Raw genomic sequence first — 21,562 nt, forward strand, 5'->3', positions numbered from 1 at the left:
TTACGCTGCCAAGATGGGCGCTACTTCCGCATGGCTTGGATGCTCACCGGGGCCTTTATAGGCAAACTTGCCGGGTGCGTGATGCCAATTGCCGTCGTTATGGCTCTCATAAGGCGAGGCGACTTCGATAAGACAGCCATGTGTGCTTTTGGCACCGACCCAGCTCCATTTTTGCCATGTCATATCTGGGTCGTTGTAGGTCTCGCCATCGCCCGGCAGGTCAAGACCTTCGGCTTTCAGCTTGGCCATCGCGCCGGGTACATCATCGGTCGAAAAACACAGATGATGGACATGCTCACCAACCTTATCCAGTCGGCGACCCATCGGCGTTCCAGGGGCCGGTTGGATAAATTGGATTTCGGTTGAGTATTCGTTGACGAATGTCGCCCATTTCATGCCGGCATCGGCTCCGCTGGAAAATTCGTCATATTTCACGATGCGTTTTTCAAGGCTTTGCGGATCAAGCACGCGCAGGATTTTGGTCCAATCCTCAATCGCTTTTTCCAAATCACTAACAACCATGCACACATGGGCAAAGGGACCACTTGGCATTTTACTTCTCCTTCAAAACTTAGACTAATAATGTCGCTGTGCCGCTGTTGACGGCGCCGCGCCCAGCAACGTCCAGCGTAAATTCGCACGAAATGCGGTTGCCTTCAACGGCCGTAATTGCGCCCTGTGCTGTCACTTTATCGCCGCCGTAAACATTGTCCAGAAAGCGCGAATCCATCGCCTCGATGGTGGCACCCGGGAACGCGGCCATCAGCATGTTCATCATGAAGGCGACGTTCATTGGCCCCTGATTGATAACGCGATCACCTAACCCTTTTGCCTTTACCACTTCTACATCAAGGTGGATCGGATTGGGATCGGCGAGAAACACCGCCCACGCCTTCATCGCTTCGGGACTTGCGCTTTCAACAACAAACGGGGGCAGGGCGTCACCTACAGCATAGCTCATGCCGCCAACTCCTTGCGGGGTAGGACCCAGACATTGTCGGTTTCGAGAATGCAGGTTCCATCTGCCTGTCTATGCAGGCGCAGACGGTACGTCAGCACATCCATCAGGCCCAGCTTGCGGCTTTGTTTGCGCACAAGGCTTAAAATTTCGCCGGTTACCTTATAGCTTTCACCGACCATCAGTTGCTCGGTAAATTTGACGCCCGACGATCCCATCATAGGGCCTTCTTCGACATCAAACTCGCAGGTCTCGCACACGCCCGCGACCGTTTTGCCCATCGCAACTTGCGTTGCGATATAATAATAGATCGGATGCGCGCTACCGTCGCTCGCAGGCTCTACTCCTGTCGAGCGACACAAAGCTGCGTTTTCTTCCAAGCTGATTGTAAAGATTTTCGTCCCGTCGAGCGATGTCCCCGCTACATTGGGGGCGGGAGGAAAGGCAAGTTCACTCATCAGAATGACCGCGGCAGACCAAGATTTTCGGCAATCGAGTTGCGCACCATCTCGTTGGAAATGGGGGTCATCCGCAAGATGCGGTGGTCGCGCCAATACCGCTGCATATCAGTTTCCGCCGAATAGCCCATACCGCCCAATATCTGAATGCCAAGGTCAGCGGCCTTCACGGCTGCTTCGGTCGCGACCATTTTCAGCATGTTCGCCTCATTGCCGCACGGCATCCCCTGTGCCTGCATCCAAGCGACATTATAGAGCAGCAATTCGGTCAATTTTTGCGACGTCGCAATGTCCGCGACATAGTGTTGTAGGATCTGGAAACGGCCAATAATCCCACCAAACGCCTTGCGCTGTTTCATATAATCCAGCGCATCTTCCAGCACGCCGTCGATTGCGCCCAGACATTGCGCACCGACCATGATCCGTTCATTGTTCAGCGTCGGCAGCATTGCATACCATGCCTTACCGGGCTCACCCAGCACATCGCAATCAGGTACGAACACATCGTCATAGGCTACCGAGCAGCTACCCATCGCGCGCATGCCGAGCTTGGGTAAAAGGCTGGCGGTAATGCCGGGTGATTTGCCATCGACGAAGAACATCGTCAGACCGTGATGGTTCTTTTCGACATTCTTGTCCGTGCGCGCGAGAACGAGCAGCCGGTCGGCAACCTTGGCCCCGGTCGTCCACATTTTGGCACCGTTCAATTTCCAACCGCCATCGACCTTTTCGGCGAAAGTCTTCATCGCGCCCAAGACATCGGTGCCTCCGTCTGGTTCAGTCATTGAAAGCGAAACGCGCAAATCGCCTGCCGCCATTGGCCGCAACCAGCGTTCTTTTTGCTCGTCCGATCCCACCGCGCCAATCGTCTTTGCGCCGCCAAATGAAGTCAGGCCCCATACCCAAAGCAAGCCGCCAGCAGTGCGCGCCATTTCGCGCGCAAAAATCATCTGGGTGACAACATCGCCGCCAAGTCCGCCCCATTCTTCGGGGATGCCAACACCAAAAAAGCCCTGCGCCTTTAGCTTGTCCCAGATTTCAAACGGGTAGTTTTCCTCATCCGCCTCAAGCTTGCGCATCAGGTCTTTGGGGAGTTCCTCATTCACCCAGCGACGCACGACGTCGCGAAAGGCAATTTGTTCTTCAGATAGATTAAAGTCCATGGCACACCCATGCTATTTAAAAAGCAATTGGCAACCTATCGAAGGTTAGGGAGCTAGATCGCCAAGCCGCCTTCAACCGGAATGACCGATCCGGTAACATAAGCTCCTGCGCGGCTGGCCAGATAAATTGCCGCTCCGGCCACATCTTCGGGCGCTCCGGTGCGTCCGCGCGGGACCATCGATTCGACCATTTTCCGCATCGCGTCGTCGGTTATGACGGTCATGTCGCTTTCGAAGAAGCCCGGCGCTATGGCGTTCACGGTGATGTTATCGCTGCCGAGCTTCTTGGCGAGTGACTTGGTTAGCCAATGGATCGCGCCTTTTGATGCTTGATAGCTATACACTTCACGCGGCCCGATTTTGAGAGCGCCGACCGAACCGATGTTGATCACATTGGAGGGGCGTTCTGCCGTTGCGCCAGCGCGCAGCAGCGGGAGCAGTTTTTGCATCAGGAAAAAGGGTGTTTTGAGGTTGAGACCGATGACATCATCCCATTGGTCTTCGCTAAATGTATCGATGGGCGCGTCAGTCAAAGTCCCGGCATTGTTGATCAGGATATGCAGTGCGCCTTCGCGTCCGCTGATTTCGGCGACAAGTGCTGCGATGCCATCAAGTGTCGATACGTCCGCTGATAAGCCGATCACGTCACCGTCCATTTCAGACGCTGCCTTAGCGACTTTATCTGCCCCGCGTGCGCAAATATAAACGCGCGCACCTGCTGCCGCCAATCCGGTTGCAATCATTCGGCCAATGCCAGCGCTGCCGCCGGTCACAAGCGCAACGCGGCCTTTCACCGAAAAAAGGTTGGGGATGTCCATTAGCTCACGATGCCTAAGATCATGTCGGCTACGCCCTCCGGATCGCCAACATTAAACGCATGATCGCCGGGATGGTCGTGAACCGGCCAGCCAAGCGAGCGCGCCCGGTCGTGCATCGCGTTCATGATCGTGTGCTTGGCAGCGATATAATCGACGGGCAACGTGATGCTCTCCGCACCCACCGCAATCGCGCAACAAGTCGCGCGCATGGGTTGGTCGGAAAGATGATCGAGCAGCCAGTCCTGCCGCTCAGCGCTCATCATGTGCGGATGCTCTTTGGCCATCGCGCGCTGTTGTTCGTGCACGCCCGATCCGATTGGACCTTCGCCCGCGTCGAGCATCGCGTCGAGCCCGATCATGTCGTCTTCGGACGCAAAGCCTAACAATGACCCGATCCGTTCGCCTTTGTACGGGATGATGGCATCGAGATAAATAACGCGCTTTATCCGATCGCCTGCCTGCGCAACCACGCCCGGGGCGACTGTTCCTGCGTAGCTATGCGCAACGAGGATAACGTCGCTTAAATCCTCATAATGCAACACGTTGACGATGTCCGTCACATGCGTCTCAATGCCGACATCACGACCAATCAAATGGCTACGCTCACCAAAGCCGGTAAAAGTCGGCGTAAAGACCTTATGCCCTTTGGCTTCGAGGATTTCGCGGACAAATTTCCACGTCCAGCCGCCCATGCCGCCGCCGTGCATCAATAGGAAAGTGGCCATTATACCGGTGTTCCAGGCTCAAGGTTTGCAACAAGTTCAGGCGGCACATCTGGCCCCCAAAGGTAAAAGCTGTCTTCGGGCGCGTGCTGTGCCGAGGGCCATTCGCAATCCGCCGGAATATAGTCGATGTCAGCCGAAAACTCGGCATAGCTGCCCCAGGGATCGCGGGCATAATAGAAATAATTGCCGCCCAGAACATGGCGGCCAACACCCCAGCCTTCTTTATATCCGGCCCGGAACATCTGTGCTGAACCGAGGCCTACGTCCTGAAACGAGCCGACGTCCCAACTGCTATGGTGCATCCCGCGATGGGTGGAGCCGACTAGCGCCAATAAATGATGGTCGCTGCCATGCGGCCCGTGCAAAAACGCAACGACCGGGCCGCTGCCATCCGAAAGCCGCAAGCCGAGATTCGCTTCATACCATGCGGTGGCTGCAAGCACATCGGTTGTATAGATCGCAAAGTGCGACAAGGCGCGGGGATGGACCTTTGGCGCAGCGGAATTGAATATCGCACCCGATTGCCCCGCCGCTGTCGAAACAGTCGCAAACCGGGTCTTTCCATCTGGCGAGCATTTGTCGGCAATGCGGATGTTGATCGGAAGGCCGTCGAAACCCTCAATCCACAACCCGTCGCCAGCACCATCCATCCGCTTTATGCCGTTGCTATCGAGGTGGGCGGTAAGCGCAGCCAAGTCCTCGGCATACACGCCGAAACACAGACAGCTTAGTTGCTTGACCGGACCTTGCGTAAAGCGCGCCCATTGATGCGCATTGCCACGCGCATAGAGCGCCAGGCCACCATCTTCCTCCTTCACGTCAAGCCCGAAGGCTTCGTAAAAGGCGCGCGCGACCGCAAGGTCTGGCACTTGCACAGTGAAATGATCAATCGAATGGACGCCAAGGGCGCCCGCGCGTTTTAGCGGCATCTCTCTCTCCAAAGATTATTCTGCGACGATCGGGTTTACGAGCAACCCAACGCCCTCGATTTCAACTTCGCATATTTGTCCGGCCTTCATCCACACTTGTGGATTGCGGGCAATGCCAACGCCGCCGGGGGTTCCCATCACCAGCAAGTCGCCTGCCTCAAGCGTCATGAAAGTGGAAAGCAAGTGGATAGTTGTTGCCACGTCAAAAATCAGGTTCGACGTATTCGAGCTCTGCATCACGACACCGTCCAAGCGGCATTCGATTTTCAGCCCGGCGGCCCCTGCTGGAAGTTCATCTGGTGTCACCAGCCACGGACCGATCGCGCCAGTATCATCGAAATTCTTGCCCGCCGTCCATTGCGGCGTTTTCATCTGATAGTCGCGGATTGAGGCATCGTTGAATACCGAATAGCCCGCCACGTGGTTCAGGGCATCGGCCTCGGCAATGTTTTTACCGCCTTTGCTTAATACGACCACCAGCTCTGCTTCCCAATCAAGCTGTTCGGAAACCTTTGGCAATATGATCGGCGCATTGTGGCCAATAAGGCTGGACGGGAAACGTGCAAAAAGCACTGGAAACTCGGGGATGCCAAGGCCTGCTTCTTCCGCATGGTCGCGGTAGTTGAGGCCGAGGCAAATTATTTTTGAAGGGCGCGTGGCAAGCGGGAAAAAGGTAAGATCTGTTTCAGCAACGGCTTCCCCTGCCAGCGCCTTCGCCCCTGCTGCAGCCAGCGTTCCCGCAGCAATATGGGCATCAAGGTCGGCAACTTCTGTGCCGTAAGCAATCGTGACGGCATCACCGTTTTTGGCGGCAAGGCCGATTTTTCCGTCTTTTGTTACTCGTGCGATACGCATGATAATCTCCGTATGATATGGTTCTATGTGCTGGCTTTTTGCCCGGTTCCACCACCGGTGGCAGGCATCAGATTGTTACTCATTCCGCCGTCAACGACGATGTCGATGCCGGTAATGTGGCCGGCCGCAGGGCTGATCAGAAACAGGATCGCATTGGCGACATCTTCGGCCATTCCGAGCTTGCCGAGCGGGATCATCGCTTCACGCTGGGCGCGGCGGTCGGCGTCGTCATATCCCGCTTTGGTCATCGGTGTATAGGTCGGCCCGGGCGAAACCGTGTTGCAGCGGATGCCGTCCTTTCCCCATTCGAGCGCGAGTTGGCGGATCAGCATAAGCAAAGCGGCCTTGCTTGACGAGTAGAAGCCAAGACCTGGCGTCGGCTGGGTGGCTGACATCGACGCGGTGGCAACGAACGCGCCTTTGCTTGCTGCAAGATGAGGATAAGCGGCTTTGGCCAAAGCCCAGTTTGCTTTTGTGTTCACGGCATAAATCCGGTCAAAATCTACTGGCGTAAGGTCAACTAATGCACCTGCAGCGATAATCCCAGCATTGCTCACCACAGCATCAATCCCGCCCATATGCGCAATCGCTGCTGCAACAATAACATCGCCGCAATCATTGTCGGAAAGATCAACAACGCAGATTGCCGCAGCCGCACCAATTTTGGCGACAGCTGCCGCAAGGCCATCTGCATCGCGGTCAGCCAGCAACAATTGATGCGCACCGCCGTCAGCCGCCAGCAATTCTGCCACGGATAATCCGATGCCGCTTGCTGCTCCGGTGATGACGACGCGCACAGCCTTCTCCTCAGTCAACCAAATCAAGTTCCTGCATCAGCTGCTGCCGAAGCTTGAACTTCTGGATCTTAGAGGCCGACATCGGCCATTCGTCAATGAACCGAATGTGGCGCGGGACTTTGAACGAAGCGATGCGTTCCTTTACGAAGCAGATGAGCTCTTCTTCGCTGACGTCCATGTTGCCACTGCGTTCGATGAACGCCGCTGGTATCTCGGCAAGCCGCGCATCGGGAAGGCCGACGACCTGCGCCAGTTGGACCCCGTCATGCGTTGCCAGAACGGCCTCAACCTCTGCCGCGGCGACATTCTCGCCGCCGACTTTGAGCATATCTTTGAAGCGGCCGTGAAAGCGCAAATGTCCATAGGCGTCCAGCGATCCTATATCGCCGCTATGGTACCATCCATCCGCATCTAGCGCTTCAGCGGTTTTTTCAGGGTCGCGGTAATAGCCGTCGAGCAGGTTATAGCCCTTGATCAAAACCTCACCGCGTTCGCCAACGGGTAAATCCTCACCAGTCTCAAGATCAAGGATTCGCACATTTATCCCGGCCAATGGATAGCCCAGTGTTTGGAAGCCCATCTCCGGGTCCATGTCGTAACCGCCAGTAGTCACGACCCCGCTTGCCTCGGTCATGCCGAATGTCCCGACCTGCAAAGCATCGGGCATTTTAACGCGGTAGGCGTCACCAACTGCTTGCGGCATCTGGCTAAAGCAGCTGTTCATCAGACGCACCGACCGCATATCGGTCTTGTCCCAATCGGGGTGGGCAATCATCGCCTGATGGAATGTGACGAAAGGCAGGAACAACATCGTTGCCCGTTCAAATTCGATTTGGCGCAGGCTTTCGCCCGCATCAAAATGCGGCTGTCCGATAAATGTGCCACCAACTTCTACCGCGCCAATCATCGCCAGCATCGCGGCGATATGAAACAGCGGCATTGGTGACCATACCCGTTCGGCTTCGGTGAATGCCCAGCGATTGCGTGCTATGTTTGACGCCTCGCGGCAGATGGCCTCATGACTGAGCAAGCATCCTTTGGGATTTGCCGATGTGCCAGAGGTATAAAGGATCATACACGTGTCGCGAAGGCGGACGCCAAGCCGCGCGCGGTGGACGGCGTCTTCGCTGACCGCATCTGTAGCTCGGTCAAATCCGTCTTGATCGACAAAACCTGCGGCTTTTTTCCCGCCAAACAAGATCAATTTTTTTAGCTTGGGGGCATCGGCGATATTAAGGGTCAGCGGATCGTCATATTCAGCGATCACCGGAAATGACTCATTCAATCGCGCAACAAAGTCGACGAAATCGTCGGCTTCGCTATTCGTGACGATTGCCACCAGATCAGCATTGTCAGTGACATAGGCGATTTCGGGTGCGCGGTACCGTGCGTTCATCAGCACCGAAATCCCGCCAACCATTGACACAGCAAATAAGGTTTCGACGAATTCGATACCCGATGGCAGCAATATGCCGACATGGTCGCCCGGCTTAATACCCAGTCCGATCAGGCCACGTGCACGTTGGAAAACCGATTGAACCACCGCGTCATAAGATTTGCGCCCGGTCGGGAAAACCAGCGCCTCTTTTTCGGGTACACGATCCCAAGTGCGCAGCAGCACATCCGCAAGCGGACTTACGTTGATACGCAGTTTTGCGAGATTTTCGCTATTGCCCAACACGTCCTCTGCCTCCCGCTTGCCTTGACATTAGGACTGGCAAAGGCACGACGGCGTGCCGCCTTCCGCACGGTAGGTCAGCTGCATCCGACGATCCCGCCGTCTACCGGAATTTCCGCTCCGGTGATGTAGGCACCGGCGCGCGAAGAGAGAAATACGATCGTGCCAGCGATTTCGTCGGCGCGGCCCATGCGGTGCATCGGGATTTTGTCGAGTAAGGCGCTATCCACCACTTCATCATCGCGCATATGCGCCGTCATGCTGGTTGGGAAAAAGCCCGGAAGCACGGCGTTTACGTTGATATTTCGGTCTGCCAAGTCACCAGCCAGATCCCGGCTAAGCATGTGCACGGCGGCTTTGCTCGCGGAATAGCTATAGGCGCTTAGTTTCGCAGTCGTCGCTCCGGCAATCGAGCCGATGTTGATCACGCGCGCCGGATCGTCAGGCGTGCCCGCAGCAGTCAGTTCAGGCAAAAGCTCACGCACGAGCGTGAACGGTGTTTGGACGTTCACCATCATCACGCCCGGCCATGCTTTGTCGGGGAAGGTGTCGACCGTTCCACCCCACGTCTTGCCTGCATTATTGACCAACACGTGCAACGTGCCGCCGACGGTCTCGCGGTAGCGCTGTGCAAGGTCGACCGCAGCTTCTGGCGTGGACAGGTCGGCGGGCAGGGCGATGCATTTGCCCAGCGCCGCCATTTCGGACGCTGCTGCCTCACAAATATCGGCTTTGCGCGAGGTAATGGCGACCGTCGCGCCCGCACGAAGCAGGCCTTCCGCGATCATCCGGCCAAGCCCCTGCGCACCGCCGGTGACGAGCGCATTTTTGCCCGTTAAGTCGAATAATCCAGTGTTCATATCGTAACCACGACTTTACCGAATTTGTGCGAGCTTTCGAGGTAGAGCAACGCTTCTTTGGCTTCTGCAAGCGGGAAGCTGCGTTCGATGACGGGCTTGATCTGGTGCTTTTCAACGAACGCCAGCATGTCGCGGAAATCTTGCGGGTCGCCGACTTGGCTGCCGACAATGCTAGCGCTTTTCAGGAATATGCCTGTCGCCGTGATTTCGAATTTGTCCCCTGCGGTTGATCCGTAAATCACAATCCGCGCGCCTGGGTTGATTGCGCGCACATAATTGGCAAAGCTTGGGGCAGGGGCCCCATCCAGAACGACATCAACGCCGCCCGTCAGCTTGCCGACTTGCTTGCGCCATTCGGGATCGGTGTAGAGCAAGCCACCCAGCGCGCCCATTTCTTTGGCACGAGCAAGGACATCTTCGCTTTCGCCGGTCACATAAACCTTGGCGCCAAGTGCCACCGCAAACGCCAAGCCAAAAGTCGCGACGCCGCCGCCAATGCCGCTGATTAAAAGCGTTTCGCCCTCTTTTAACTGTCCCTTGAACATCAATGCACGCCACGCGGTAAGGCCAGTCAGCACGGTCGCTGCGGCTTCTTCAAACGTCATGAAAGCGGGCTTTGGCGCGAGGCTTTCGGCCGGCACGCAAACATATTCGGCAATTGTGCCGCCGTGCGGCATTCCCAGCAGCCCGAATTCAGCTTGCGGCGCATGACGGTTGTTGCCCCAATCAAGACCTGGGTAAATCACCACCTCGTCGCCAACGCTTGGGCCAGATACGCCTTCTCCTAGCATATCTACTACACCTGCGCCATCGCAGCCCATCGTGGTCGGCAGGCTCATTCCAGGATAGAGGCCGCGTGCAATCCACATTTCGCGGTGATTGACCGACGCGGCTTTGATCGCGACGCGCACCTCACCCGCTTTGGGTGTGGGCGTTTCTACTTCTGCCACGCGAACTGCCTCCGGGCCTTCGGTCGTTTCTTGGTAAAGTGCTTTCATGTTCGGCCTTTCGGATGTGTTAAAAGGAGCGGGGCAGGCCGAGCGATTCGGCGATGCCATTGCGGATCATTTCGTTGGTCACAGGGCCGATGCGCCACAGCCGGGAATCGCGCCAATATCGCTGCATATCGGTTTCGGCCGAATAGCCCATGCCACCCATCATCTGGATACCGAGGTCGGCGGCTGCGTTGGCATTTTCCGATGCCATCAACTTCAGCATATTAGCTTCTTTGCCAACATTCTCGCCCTTCGCCTGTTTGGCGGCGCAGTAATGCAGCATCAATTCGGTCGAGGTCTGCATCGTCGCAATATCGGCGATGTAATGCTGCAGTATTTGGAACTGGCCTATATATTTACCGAATGCTTTGCGCTGCATGACATAGGCCAGCGCGTCTTCGAGCACGCCGTCAATCACACCGAGACAGAACGCCCCTACCATGATCCGTTCGTTGTTCAGCGTTGGCAGCAAAGTGTACCAAGCCTTGTTGGGCTCTGCGAGAACGTTTGCGTCGGCCACGAACACATTGTTGTAAACAACGGTACAGCTACCCATCGAACGCATGCCGAGCTTAGGCAAAGGCGTGATTTTGACGCCTTCGGATGCTGCTGGCACCCAAAATAAAGTTAGCCCCTGATGCTTTTTCTCGACTGTTTTGTCGGTGCGCGCGATGCATAGGAGGTAGTCGGCCACATGCGCGGAAGAGCTCCAAATCTTTTCGCCGTTCAGCACCCAACCACCGTCAACACGTTCGGCGGCGGTGGCAAGATTGCCTAGCAGATCAGTACCACCACCGGGTTCGGTAAAGGAGATAGCAGCCTTCAATCGACCTGCCGCTATTTCTGGTAAAAACTTGGCCTTTTGTTCGGGCGAACCATAAAGTCCGATGGACTTTGATCCGGCGAAAGACGTGATGCCCCAAATCCACGCAAGGCCGCCAAGCGACCGCGCCAGCTCGCGTGCGAGGAGCATTTGCATCAGAACATCGCCGCCCTGACCGCCAAATTCCTCGGCGATACCCACCCCGTGAAAACCGGCTTCGGTAAACTTGTCCCAAAGCGCATGCGGATAGTTATGTTCGTCGGCTTCGAGCTTGCGCGACCATTCTTTGGGAATCTCGGTATCGACCCAACGGCGAACGACGTCGCGGAACGCTTGATGTTCCTCCGGCAGGTCGAAATCCATTTGGGTCACCCTCGCTTTTTGGCGCCTCCAAACGGGGCACTCTCTTTGATGGTGATGCTGTTGGCCAAAAGATATGGCGCGGCAACCTATCCAGAGATAGGAATATTTGCTTGCAGCCTATCTATCTAAGGCCGATACAAATCTGATCGACAGTAAGCCCGGGCAATCGACCTTGGCGCTGCGAAGCGGAACGAGAGGATACCGATATGGGTGTTGTTTCTACAACCATTGCGCCGCCAAAGGTCGCGCACCAATATATTCTTCGCGATAGAGTCGAACGGCTCGCCGAACCCGTTGGCGCGGCGCGAGTGGTTATCCTCTCTAGTCCTGCAGGCTTCGGCAAAACGACCGCGATGCTCCGCTGGGCAGAAATTTTCAGAGACGAAGGGCGACCTGTGCTATGGATTGCCGCCCGTGCTGGCATCGACGGGCTCGACTCGTTCTTGCAATCGTTGCGGGCAGCAGGTGTTGGTTCCTGGCTGGCAGAAGGCCTGAAGGATAGACATATTTCCGCGCATGACTGGCTAGTACATTTGTCGGTCAAGTCTGGCCCTCGGCCAGTGCTGTTCATTGATGACGCGCAGCTGTTGTCGCAGGAGATATGCGACTTTCTCGGCCAGCTTATCGCCAGCGCAAGAGATTCGATTACAACGGTCATAGCTTCGCGCGGCGGATCGCGCCTGAACGTTGCCCGCATGCGGTCGCTTGGTCACCTTGTTGAAATCGGTGTACGTGATTTAAGTTTTGAAACCGACGAAGCCGTCCGCTTTATCCAGCAGGAAATAGACGGCCCGATTGCAACGTCTGAGGTCCAGCGGTTGGTTGTCGATACCCAAGGATGGGCTGCGGGCCTAATCATCGCGACCAAGGCCTGGCAACGCGACCAGCGCGAAGGGGTGCCGCCCGAAGGCGGAACGACCGGTTTGCGGCATGAGTTTGCCAGCTATTTCCATGAAGAAGTGTTCGAGCTTCAAAATCAGGAGGTTCGCGATTTTCTCGTCGATACCTCGATATTAGACGAATTGTCGCCCGCCGCCTGCGCGGCGGTGGTTAGCAACGCCAAGGCGCGGAACATACTTGAACAGGTTTTTGAAGATGGCTTATTCCTGTCCGATCTTGATCGGGAGCTTAGTCGCTACCGCTATCATACCCTGTTCCGTGAAATGGTGCTCGGTCGTTTAATGCGCCGGGCACCGGAGCGCGCTACCGAATTGCATCGCCGCGCCAGCACCTATTTTGTCGAAACTGGTGATTTGTCGCGTGCGTTGGAGCACGCCATGTTGTGCGGGGATAAAATTTTCCTTGCCGATCAACTTGAGTTACTTGCCGAACCAATGACCTACAGCGGCCTTTTGTACCGCATCGACGAGCTTGCAAGCGATCTGCCCTGGGAACTGCAATCGACCCGTCCTGCGCTATTGCTGGCGATGTCATGGCGCAGATCGCGCCGTCTGGCGTTTAAATCGTCTGAACGCCTCATTGAAGCAGCCGAAGCCGTCATTACCGCGCGCATAGAGAGTGGTGAATATAGCGAGTATCAACACGAACAGATGCTATTCCAAGTCAGGCATCGCCGCATCATGCTCGAAGCAGCGCGCGACAACATGGTCTATGTCGAACATGAATCGGAAACGTTGTTGGCCGATTTGGGTGACGACCATCCCTATTTGAGCTGCACGTTGCTTGCTCAGCTTCTGTCGGCCCGGCGCGAACTCTATCATTTTCATGACATGCTGCGGTTAGAGGCCGAACTTCGCAAAGCACTCGGAAGGCCCGGGTCGGATTTTGCGTCGATCGCGCTCAAATCTTCGGTCGCACCCACTCTGGTAGCACAGGGCAAAACACGTATGGCGCGACAATTCCTTGAAGAAGCGCATGAACTAGCGCGTGAAATGGATTGGCAGATATCCGGGCTTGCGGCGCTTCCCGCATTGCCTTTGGCCGAAATTCATTATGAATGCGGCGATCTCGACCGTGCCGGGGAGTTGGTAGAGCGTTATCTGCCATCAATAAGGCAATGGGGTTTCGTCGATCAGTTGGCATCAGGATATATCGTCAGGGCGCGTCTAGCGGCAGCCGATGGCGATTATCAAAGCGCGCTATCCGGTCTTGAAGAAGCGCAATTGGTAGCCATCGAATGCGGGCTCGACCGGCTTCGCGCGCTGATCCTTTCCGAACAGGTGCACATGCTTGTGAAGACCGGACAAGTCGAACAGGCCGAGCAATTATTCTATTCAAGCGACCTTTGCTTTGAAGGCGAGCCGGTTCCAACCATGAATCCGACGCGGCTCAACGAATGGATGGCGATTGCTTGGCTCCGGTTGGAAATGCACCGCTTCCGCCTTGTCTGTTCGCGCAAGATAGCCAAACGCTGGTTGGAATTTGTTCGGCGCAGAGGCGCGGTCCGTTCATCGGTGACCTTTGAACTGCTTTTTGCCCAGATTGCGGTGCTTTCGGGCAATCGTTCAGAGGCCAGACGTGCCGTGCGTGCCGCGGTAGAGTTGGCCGAACCCGGCGGCTGGGTGCGCCCGTTTGTTGATGAAGGTGAGGCGATTTCATCATTGTTGGTCGAAGCGTATGCCAACGGTCCTGAACTTGACACGCCAGTTGACCGCTTTGCAATGCACCTTGTTTCGGTAATGCGAGGCACGACGCAGGCCGACGCGGATGAAGAGGATGATGATTTCGGCTTAGGCAGCGGTCTTTCGTTGCGTGAGGTGGAAATATTGACGATGGTAAGCGGTGGCCTGCGCAATCGTGAAATTGGCGATCGGCTTGGCCTGACCGAAGGTACGGTCAAATGGTATATGCAGCAAATTTATGACAAACTCGGCGTCAGACGGCGACCACAGGCGGTTATTCGCGCGCGTCAGCTCGGGATATTGTCGTGATGTGACAGCCTATCTTTGGAAAGATGGTCAGGTGCACGTGCGGCCATAGCGCAACACGATAATTTGGATTTACGGGAATAATAACATGGCCAAAGGCAAGGTGATTATCAGTTGCGCTGTAACCGGAGCAATCCACACGCCATCAATGTCGCCGCATCTTCCGATAACCGCGAGTGAGATTGCCGAAGCTGCTATCGGTGCGGCGGAAGCCGGGGCGGCGATTATCCACCTTCACGCCCGCGATCCCGAAAATGGCCGTCCCGATCAAAACCCCGATTTGTTCGAGCCATTCCTGAAAGTCATCAAGCAGCGGAGCGACGCGGTTATCAACCTGACAACCGGCGGACATCCGTCGATGACCTTAGAGGAGCGGCTTCGTCCGGCAACTACGTTCCAACCCGAAGTTGCTTCTTTGAATATGGGAACGATGGGATTTGGACTGTTCCCGATGCTCGATCGTTATTCCGACTGGAAATTTGATTGGGAACCCGCAACCCTTGCCGCATCGCGGGATTTGGTGTTCAAAAATACCTATAAGGATATCGAGGACCTATTGGTGCTGCTGACGCCGATGGGTACCCGCTTTGAATTTGAATGTTACGACACCAGCCACCTGTATAATCTCAAGCACTTTCTTGATCGCGGCCTGGTGAAAGCGCCGCTGTTTATCCAGACCTGTTTTGGCATATTGGGCGGCATCGGCAGTCATCCCGACGACATTATGCACATGAAACGGACAGCAGATCGGTTGTTTGGCGACCAGTATGAATGGTCAGTATTAGGTGCCGGGGCAAAGCAAATGAGCATCATTGCAATGGCAGCGTCAATGGGCGGCAATGTCCGTGTCGGTCTTGAGGATTCGTTATGGGCAGGTCCGGGCAAACTGGCCGAAACGAATGCGCAACAGGTCAAAATGGCGCGCGAAATCATCGAGAATATGGGGCTTTCAGTGGCGACGCCCGATGAAGCGCGCGAGATTCTTGCGCTCAAGGGTGCGGATCGTACTAACATATGAAAACGTGGTGGAACCCTGTAGAGGCCCAAGACTGGCTGGCGACACTCGCTGACACGCCGTTGACAAAGCTGATGTCACAGGCCGAAATCGCTACCATATCCGGCCATGGAACAGTCGTAACATATTCGCGCAAGGTATTCATTCCGCTAACAAAATTATGCCGCGATGTCTGCCATTATTGCACCTTTGCGCATCGTCCTTCGCAATTGGCGGCGCCTTATCTTGATCTGGATGAGGTGCTGGCGATTGCCCGCGCTGGCGAAGCTACAGGTTGCCGTGAGGCGCTGTTCACGCTGGGTGACCAGCCAGAGACACGTTATGCCGTCGCTCGCGATTGGCTGGACGCGCGCGGCTATGCCAGCACGCTGGATTATCTAGCGGCAGCTGCTGAGGCAGTGTTGCGCGAAACAAGTCTATTGCCGCACCTCAATCCCGGGCTGATGGGTGAAGAGGACTATGCTGCACTCCGTCCGCTCGCGGCGTCAATGGGACTAATGGTCGAGAGCACTTCGGACCGGCTCTGTGAAAAGGGCATGCCGCATTATGGCTCGCCGGATAAACAACCAGCGGCGCGGCTGGAATCGATACGCTTGGCAGGTGGCGCAAAAGTCCCGTTCACCACCGGGCTGTTGATCGGAATTGGCGAAACGCGGTTGGAACGGGTGGAAGCTTTGCTCGCGATCCGCGATCTTCACGCCCAATACGGGCATATTCAGGAAGTCATCATCCAGAATTTCTGCGCCAAAGATGCGACATTGATGGCAATGGCTGCCGAACCATCGCTTGAAGATCATTTGTGGACGGTTGCCGCGGCGCGGTTGATTTTGGGGCCGGACATGACAATCCAAGCGCCGCCGAACCTGCGCAACGGCGCGTTGGCGCAACTCATTCGCGCCGGCGTCAATGACTGGGGCGGCGTCTCGCCCGTCACGCCGGACCATGTCAACCCTGAGGCACCGTGGCCGCACCTTGAAAAGCTTGAAACCGAAACCGAAGAGGCCGGGCGACATTTGCGGCAACGCTTGGCAATCGGTCCAGCCTTTGCTCGCGACGTGACGGTATGGGCTGATCCCGCGCTGCAAACCTCGATACGCCGCGCAGTCGAAACGCGCGGATTGGTGCGTGAAGTCGATTGGCATCCGGGCAAGGGCGACGAAGCGCCAGAGCTTATGCCTTCACTGGTGACCGGTCGCGATCCGCAAATCGCCATTGCGTTAGGTTTAGTTGAACAGGGCGAAGAGCTAAGCAAGGCCCAGATCGCTCGGCTGTTCACTGCCGAGGGTCGCGATTTTGATGCCATTCGCATCTTTGCCGATGAACTCCGCCAAGACCGCGTGGGCGACACGATCACGCACGTCATTAACCGCAATATCAATTACACGAACATCTGCCTATATCACTGCGGCTTTTGCGCATTCTCCAAAGGTAGCACCAAAAAGGAGCGCGGACCGGCATATAATATCGATCATAGCGAAATCGCGCAGCGCACATTGGAGGCGTGGGAGCGCGGTGCGACTGAAGTATGCCTGCAAGGCGGCATCCATCCGAGCTATGACGGGCATACCTATCGGGCTATTGTCCAAGCGGTAAAGGCTGCGGTGCCGGACATGCATGTCCACGCGTTTTCACCACTTGAAGTGCATCATGGTGCCACGACATTGGGGCTTTGTTACGAGGAATATCTTGGCGGTTTGAAAAATGCCGGTCTTGCGACTTTGCCTGGCACAGCTGCGGAAATCCTTTCCGACGACGTCCGTACGATTATCTGCCCCGACAAACTTGATACGCAGCAATGGCTGTCGGTAATGCGCGCCGCGCATTTAGTTGGCCTAAAAACCACAGCAACGATCATGTTCGGCCATGTCGAAACCTATGCACATTGGGCCGAGCATCTGTTGCGCGTGCGCGAACTTCAGAGCGAAACCGGCGGGTTCACCGAATTTGTCCCTTTGCCATTCGTACATATGGAAGCGCCGATCTGGCGCAAGGGTGGTACGCGTTCGGGGCCAAGCTGGCGCGAAGCGGTGTTGATGCACGCGGTCGCGCGTATCGCCTTGGATGGCGCCATTCCGAACATTCAGACCAGCTGGGTAAAGCTTGGCCCGGATGGTGCCGCAGCAATGCTGCAATCTGGAGCGAACGATCTTGGCGGTACGTTGATGGACGAATCGATTACGCGCTCGGCAGGCGGAGTGAATGGCCAGAATTTTGATGTAACCGCGATGCGCGCGCTCGCCGCCAGCCTTGGGCGACCCTTGCGCGAACGAACAACCTTGTACCAAATGCGGGAAGCGCAAATGGACTATGCAGACTGACGACGGGAACGCAATATGAGTAACAAGATTGCCGTCATTGGCGGAACGGGAAACCTTGGTAGCGCGCTTGCGTGGCGGTTGGCGCGGGCGGGACACGCCGTCGTTATCGGATCGCGCACTGCCGAAAGCGCAATGGCAAAGGCCGAGGAGTTGGGCCACGGCCTGACAGGCATGAGCAACGCAGACGCGGCGCAGGCCGCCGATATTGTGTTCGTGACCGTACCGTTTGCAGCGCAGACAGCGACGCTGGAAGACATCAAGCCGCATGTTGCGGGAAAGATCGTGGTGGATACGACAGTTCCGCTCGTCCCACCAAAGGTGATGCGTGTGCAATTGCCGCCAGAAGGTTCGGCAGCGGCGAAAGCGGAGGCGATTTTGGGCGAAGGCGTCCGCATGGTTGCCGGTTTTCATAATGTAGCGGCGCACAAGCTGGCGCAGAATGTCGATGTCGATTGCGATATCCTTGTCTTCGGCGACGAAAAGGCGGCTCGCGCCGCAATCGTCGCGCTTGCCGATGAAATCGGTTTGCGCGGCGTTCATGGCGGCGCGCTGGTCAATGCGGCGGCTGCCGAGGCGATGACGTCGCTGCTGATCTTCATCAACAAAAATTATCAGGTTGATGGCGCAGGTATTCGTATCACAGGCGACCTGAAGCCGCTTGTCTAAGCGATGTTCAGCGTCTTACCCATCACTGGCCTGCCAGAAATCTTTGCCGGTGACGACTTGGGAGCATTGCTGACGGCGCGTCTGGCGGAGGGGGAACCCGGCTTGCAATCCGGCGACATTCTGGTGGTGACGCAAAAGATCGTTTCCAAGGCAGAGGGGCGTTCTGTCGATTTGGCGGATATGGTACCGTCGTCCGAAGCGCAGGTATTAGCGAGTGAGGTCAACAAAGACCCCGCACTTGTCGAACTTGTCCTGCGAGAGTCGAGTGCCGTTGTGCGTAAAGCTCCCAATATATTGATCACACGTCACCGTTTGGGGCATGTCATGGCCAATGCAGGGATAGACGCGTCCAACATCGGCAACGGCAATGATGGCAATGTTTTGCTGCTGCCGCTCAATCCCGATGCTAGCGCGGCGCGGATCGCAGATGCAGTCGGAGCACATTTTGGTTTCCGGCCCGGCGTCGTTATTTCCGACAGCTTTGGTCGTCCGTGGCGGATGGGCACCGTCAACGTGGCGATTGGCGTGGCGGCTATGCCAGCGATTATCGACCAACGCGGCCAAGCGGATCGCGACGGGCGGATTATGCAAATGACAATGATTGCCGTCGGTGACGCGGTTGCGGCCGCTGCTGGCCTGGCGATGGGCGAGGGCGATGAAGGTATCCCCGCCGTTTTAGTGCGCGGATTGCGCCTTCCCGGAAAACACCAGACCAGCCGCGTAATAGTGCGGCCAGTTGACGAAGATTTGTTCCGGTGAGCGGGCGCTACACAGTTTTAACGGGGGGCGTCGGCGGGGCAAAGCTAGTCGATGGATTATACCGCCTGTTGCCTGCAAACAGCCTGACGGCAATCGTCAATGCAGGTGACGACTTCCGGCATTTTGGCCTGCCGATTTCACCCGATATCGACACGCTGCTTTATACACTGTCGGGGAAGTCGAACCAGAAGCTCGGTTGGGGCCGGGAGGGCGAGACGTGGAGCTTTATGGAAGCTGTCCGTTCGCTGGGCGGCGAGGACTGGTTTAATCTCGGTGATGGCGATCTGGCGTTGCATGTCATGCGCGGCATGGCGCTTGATGCGGGAGAGACGCTGTCGGCGGTGACGGCACGATTTGCTGCTGCGTGGGGGCTTGCGCTTAACGTTGTGCCGATGACCAACGATGCTGTTGCAACATGGGTCGAAAGCGACGAGGGGCCTCTTCCCTTTCAACGTTATTTTGTCGAGCGGCAGTGTCAGCCCAAGGTCAAATCGGTTAGTTTCGTTGGTGCTGCGACGGCCAGACCTGCGCCGGGCGTCATTGAAGCCATAAGATCAGCTGACGCGGTGCTTATTGCGCCATCCAACCCTTGGCTAAGCGTAGATCCTATACTCGCCGTTCCCGGCATCCGCGCTGCTTTGGCCGACTGTGCGGGACCAGTGATTGCAGTTTCGCCGCTTGTGGATGGGAAAGCGGTCAAAGGTCCGACAGCAAAATTGATGAGCGAACTCGGACTGGCGATTTCTAACGATACGATTGGCGGACATTATGCCGATTTTCTGAACGGTCTCATTGTTCATAATGACGATCCGGCTTCTGACAGCGTCGCTGTTGCCCGCACTGATACCATGATGCGCAACCCGACCGACCGCGAACGAGTTGCGCGGGCTGCACTTGAATTCGCAAAAAAATTACGGAAATGAACCGCTGGCATGCGCTCGTGCCGATCAAACAAGGCGGTAATGGCAAGAGCCGACTTGCCGAGATTCTGTCACAAGCAGAACGTGACCTGCTGTCTTTGCGGATGGCGCGCCATGTGCTTTTCGAACTTGGTCGTTGCTCAAGCATCAGCGACATAACTGTTCTATCGACCGACCGCCCTGATTGGTGGTCCGGCAGTTGGGCGGCAGATGGCGGGCAGGGGCTTAACGCCGAAATCGAACGGTGGCGGCAAACTTGCGACGGCCCCGCTGTCCTCATCGTTCATGCCGACCTGCCGTTGCTAGACGCCGCGGATGTGCGGAATTTATTGGACGTGGCAGAAGCCGAAGGCATCGCTCTTGCTACCGACCGTGTTGGTGAAGGCAGCAACGCCCTTGCGATAGCAGATGGTCGGCCATTTGAATTGCGGTTTGGGCCAGATAGCAGGCGGATTCATGCTGCCCAGTCGCCCGCAATGAGGGTGATACAATGCACAGGCCTCAGCGTTGACATCGACACTCTAGACGACCTGATGTTCGCGCGCGCACATGGATTTAACGGATAGGCCATCCTGCCGTCGGGAAGGTTTGACGGGGCGTGCTTCACCGCATTGTCCGATCAATAATTTCTTTGGGGAGAGCGGACAATGAAGCTCAATATTGGCGTGCCGAAAAGCATGAAAGTGGCCGCGATGGTGCAGCCTTGGGAAGACCCGCTTTTGGGCGATGATGTCGGCAATCTCATGGCTCAGGCCGACGCGCTTGGCTTTAACAAATGCATGTTGGGCGAGCACTTCATTATTCCGCAAGAGCATGTTGCCTTATCGGGTGACTGGTATTTTCATACCGTTGTCGCGCTTGGATTTATCGGCGGGCGGACCAAAAATCTGCGTCTTTCGTCGTCGGTTTCGATCCTACCGCTACAAAATCCGATTGTGCAGGCAAAGGCTTGGTCAACCCTTGACTGGCTCAGCGGTGGCCGTGCAGAGGCGCTGTTCGGTGTCGGCTGGCTCAAGGAAGAATTTGACATTCTCGGTGTGCCGTTTGCGAAGCGCGGACGGATGGCGGACGAATATCTTGCTGCGATGATCGAGCTTTGGACCAAAGATCAGCCAGTGTTCGAAGGCGAATTCGTCAATTTCAAAAATGTCGGTTTCGCGCCAAAGCCCATTCAAAAAGGCGGAGTTCCGATATGGCTGGGCGGCGACGCCAAGGCTGTTATGAAACGTGTAGCGAAATTCGGCAACGGATGGTCACCCTTCCGCACGCCGCCAGAAACCTTCCCCGATTGCATCGACTTTATCAAATCGCAGCCCGAATATGATGGCCGGCACCTCGATTTCTTCTTCGCGCTCGAGATGCTGAATGTCGGAGCGCATCATGAAATTCTTGACGATCCACGAGCGCCCGGGACGCAGGACAAGCAAAAAATCATCGACCAGATCGGATGGCTCAAGGAATTGGGCATCACCGAATCAATCGTGCCACTTCCTCCGGGGGTTGCCGATAGCAAAGCCTATCTTGACCGGCTGCGTTGGGTCGCGGCGGAGATCATGCCAGCTGTGAGGGACTGA

General features: G+C 56.3%; 21 protein-coding genes. 8 read left to right on the top strand and 13 right to left on the bottom strand.

Annotation, left to right across the window (positions count from 1 at the left end; genetic code table 11):
* The 13 genes from Q0O07_RS04130 to Q0O07_RS04190 all read right to left on the bottom strand — a co-directional run bounded on the left by Q0O07_RS04130 (position 1) and on the right by Q0O07_RS04190 (position 11,422).
* Positions 1 to 552 (bottom strand): VOC family protein, encoded by a 552-nt coding sequence (locus Q0O07_RS04130; protein WP_295490710.1) that lies wholly within the window; start codon positions 550 to 552, stop codon positions 1 to 3.
* Between the two features lie 19 nt (positions 553 to 571).
* On the bottom strand, positions 572 to 961 hold the full coding sequence (locus tag Q0O07_RS04135; protein WP_295490712.1) for a MaoC family dehydratase: 390 nt from the start codon (positions 959 to 961) through the stop codon (positions 572 to 574).
* A complete protein-coding gene (locus Q0O07_RS04140) occupies positions 958 to 1,416 on the bottom strand; it encodes a hypothetical protein (RefSeq protein ID WP_295490713.1) in 459 nt (152 codons plus the stop codon). The genes Q0O07_RS04135 and Q0O07_RS04140 overlap by 4 nt, the downstream gene beginning before the upstream one ends.
* Positions 1,416 to 2,579, bottom strand: coding sequence for an acyl-CoA dehydrogenase family protein (locus Q0O07_RS04145; RefSeq protein ID WP_295490716.1), 1,164 nt, complete (start codon positions 2,577 to 2,579; stop codon positions 1,416 to 1,418). The genes Q0O07_RS04140 and Q0O07_RS04145 overlap by 1 nt, the downstream gene beginning before the upstream one ends.
* Positions 2,580 to 2,632: 53 nt before the next feature.
* A complete protein-coding gene (locus Q0O07_RS04150) occupies positions 2,633 to 3,397 on the bottom strand; it encodes an SDR family oxidoreductase (protein WP_295490720.1) in 765 nt (254 codons plus the stop codon).
* Positions 3,397 to 4,122 (bottom strand): alpha/beta hydrolase, encoded by a 726-nt coding sequence (locus tag Q0O07_RS04155; RefSeq protein ID WP_295490723.1) that lies wholly within the window; start codon positions 4,120 to 4,122, stop codon positions 3,397 to 3,399. The genes Q0O07_RS04150 and Q0O07_RS04155 overlap by 1 nt, the downstream gene beginning before the upstream one ends.
* Entirely contained in the window at positions 4,122 to 5,051 is a 930-nt protein-coding gene (locus Q0O07_RS04160; protein ID WP_295490725.1) for a VOC family protein, read from the bottom strand. The genes Q0O07_RS04155 and Q0O07_RS04160 overlap by 1 nt, the downstream gene beginning before the upstream one ends.
* A 15-nt stretch (positions 5,052 to 5,066) precedes the next feature.
* Positions 5,067 to 5,906 carry a fumarylacetoacetate hydrolase family protein gene (locus tag Q0O07_RS04165; RefSeq protein ID WP_295490728.1) on the bottom strand — a complete coding sequence of 280 codons (840 nt, stop codon included), beginning with the start codon at positions 5,904 to 5,906 and terminating at the stop codon, positions 5,067 to 5,069.
* Between the two features lie 23 nt (positions 5,907 to 5,929).
* Entirely contained in the window at positions 5,930 to 6,721 is a 792-nt protein-coding gene (locus tag Q0O07_RS04170) for an SDR family NAD(P)-dependent oxidoreductase (RefSeq protein WP_295490731.1), read from the bottom strand.
* Positions 6,714 to 8,384 (bottom strand): class I adenylate-forming enzyme family protein, encoded by a 1,671-nt coding sequence (locus Q0O07_RS04175; RefSeq protein WP_295490733.1) that lies wholly within the window; start codon positions 8,382 to 8,384, stop codon positions 6,714 to 6,716. Before Q0O07_RS04175 ends, Q0O07_RS04170 begins: the two co-directional genes overlap by 8 nt.
* Before the next feature lie 74 nt (positions 8,385 to 8,458).
* The gene (locus tag Q0O07_RS04180; RefSeq protein WP_295490736.1) at positions 8,459 to 9,241 is read right to left on the bottom strand and encodes an SDR family oxidoreductase; all 783 of its coding nucleotides are present in this window, start codon (positions 9,239 to 9,241) and stop codon (positions 8,459 to 8,461) included.
* Positions 9,238 to 10,239 carry a zinc-binding dehydrogenase gene (locus tag Q0O07_RS04185; RefSeq protein ID WP_295490738.1) on the bottom strand — a complete coding sequence of 334 codons (1,002 nt, stop codon included), beginning with the start codon at positions 10,237 to 10,239 and terminating at the stop codon, positions 9,238 to 9,240. Before Q0O07_RS04185 ends, Q0O07_RS04180 begins: the two co-directional genes overlap by 4 nt.
* Before the next feature lie 19 nt (positions 10,240 to 10,258).
* Complete coding sequence (locus tag Q0O07_RS04190) at positions 10,259 to 11,422, bottom strand: acyl-CoA dehydrogenase family protein (RefSeq protein WP_295490740.1); 1,164 nt, start codon at positions 11,420 to 11,422, stop codon at positions 10,259 to 10,261.
* 206 nt (positions 11,423 to 11,628) lie between these two features.
* On the opposite strand from Q0O07_RS04190, the gene Q0O07_RS04195 reads away from it, so the two are divergent.
* The 8 genes from Q0O07_RS04195 to Q0O07_RS04230 all read left to right on the top strand — a co-directional run bounded on the left by Q0O07_RS04195 (position 11,629) and on the right by Q0O07_RS04230 (position 21,562).
* Positions 11,629 to 14,313, top strand: coding sequence for a LuxR C-terminal-related transcriptional regulator (locus Q0O07_RS04195; protein WP_295490742.1), 2,685 nt, complete (start codon positions 11,629 to 11,631; stop codon positions 14,311 to 14,313).
* 85 nt (positions 14,314 to 14,398) lie between these two features.
* Positions 14,399 to 15,328: a 3-keto-5-aminohexanoate cleavage protein gene (locus Q0O07_RS04200; protein ID WP_295490745.1), complete on the top strand. Its 930-nt coding sequence runs from the start codon at positions 14,399 to 14,401 to the stop codon at positions 15,326 to 15,328.
* The gene (cofH, locus tag Q0O07_RS04205; protein ID WP_295490748.1) at positions 15,325 to 17,643 is read left to right on the top strand and encodes a 5-amino-6-(D-ribitylamino)uracil--L-tyrosine 4-hydroxyphenyl transferase CofH; all 2,319 of its coding nucleotides are present in this window, start codon (positions 15,325 to 15,327) and stop codon (positions 17,641 to 17,643) included. Before Q0O07_RS04200 ends, cofH begins: the two co-directional genes overlap by 4 nt.
* A gap of 15 nt (positions 17,644 to 17,658) precedes the next feature.
* The gene (npdG, locus tag Q0O07_RS04210; protein ID WP_295490750.1) at positions 17,659 to 18,309 is read left to right on the top strand and encodes an NADPH-dependent F420 reductase; all 651 of its coding nucleotides are present in this window, start codon (positions 17,659 to 17,661) and stop codon (positions 18,307 to 18,309) included.
* 3 nt (positions 18,310 to 18,312) lie between these two features.
* Complete coding sequence (cofE, locus tag Q0O07_RS04215) at positions 18,313 to 19,068, top strand: coenzyme F420-0:L-glutamate ligase (protein WP_295490752.1); 756 nt, start codon at positions 18,313 to 18,315, stop codon at positions 19,066 to 19,068.
* Complete coding sequence (gene cofD, locus Q0O07_RS04220; protein ID WP_295490755.1) at positions 19,065 to 19,991, top strand: 2-phospho-L-lactate transferase; 927 nt, start codon at positions 19,065 to 19,067, stop codon at positions 19,989 to 19,991. The genes cofE and cofD overlap by 4 nt, the downstream gene beginning before the upstream one ends.
* Positions 19,988 to 20,554, top strand: a complete 567-nt coding sequence (cofC, locus tag Q0O07_RS04225; RefSeq protein ID WP_295490757.1) for a 2-phospho-L-lactate guanylyltransferase — start codon at positions 19,988 to 19,990, stop codon at positions 20,552 to 20,554. Before cofD ends, cofC begins: the two co-directional genes overlap by 4 nt.
* 81 nt (positions 20,555 to 20,635) lie before the next feature.
* On the top strand, positions 20,636 to 21,562 hold the full coding sequence (locus tag Q0O07_RS04230) for a TIGR03619 family F420-dependent LLM class oxidoreductase (RefSeq protein WP_295490759.1): 927 nt from the start codon (positions 20,636 to 20,638) through the stop codon (positions 21,560 to 21,562).

The organism is Sphingorhabdus sp. EL138 (assembly GCF_945890115.1).
GTDB lineage: Bacteria > Pseudomonadota > Alphaproteobacteria > Sphingomonadales > Sphingomonadaceae > Sphingorhabdus_B.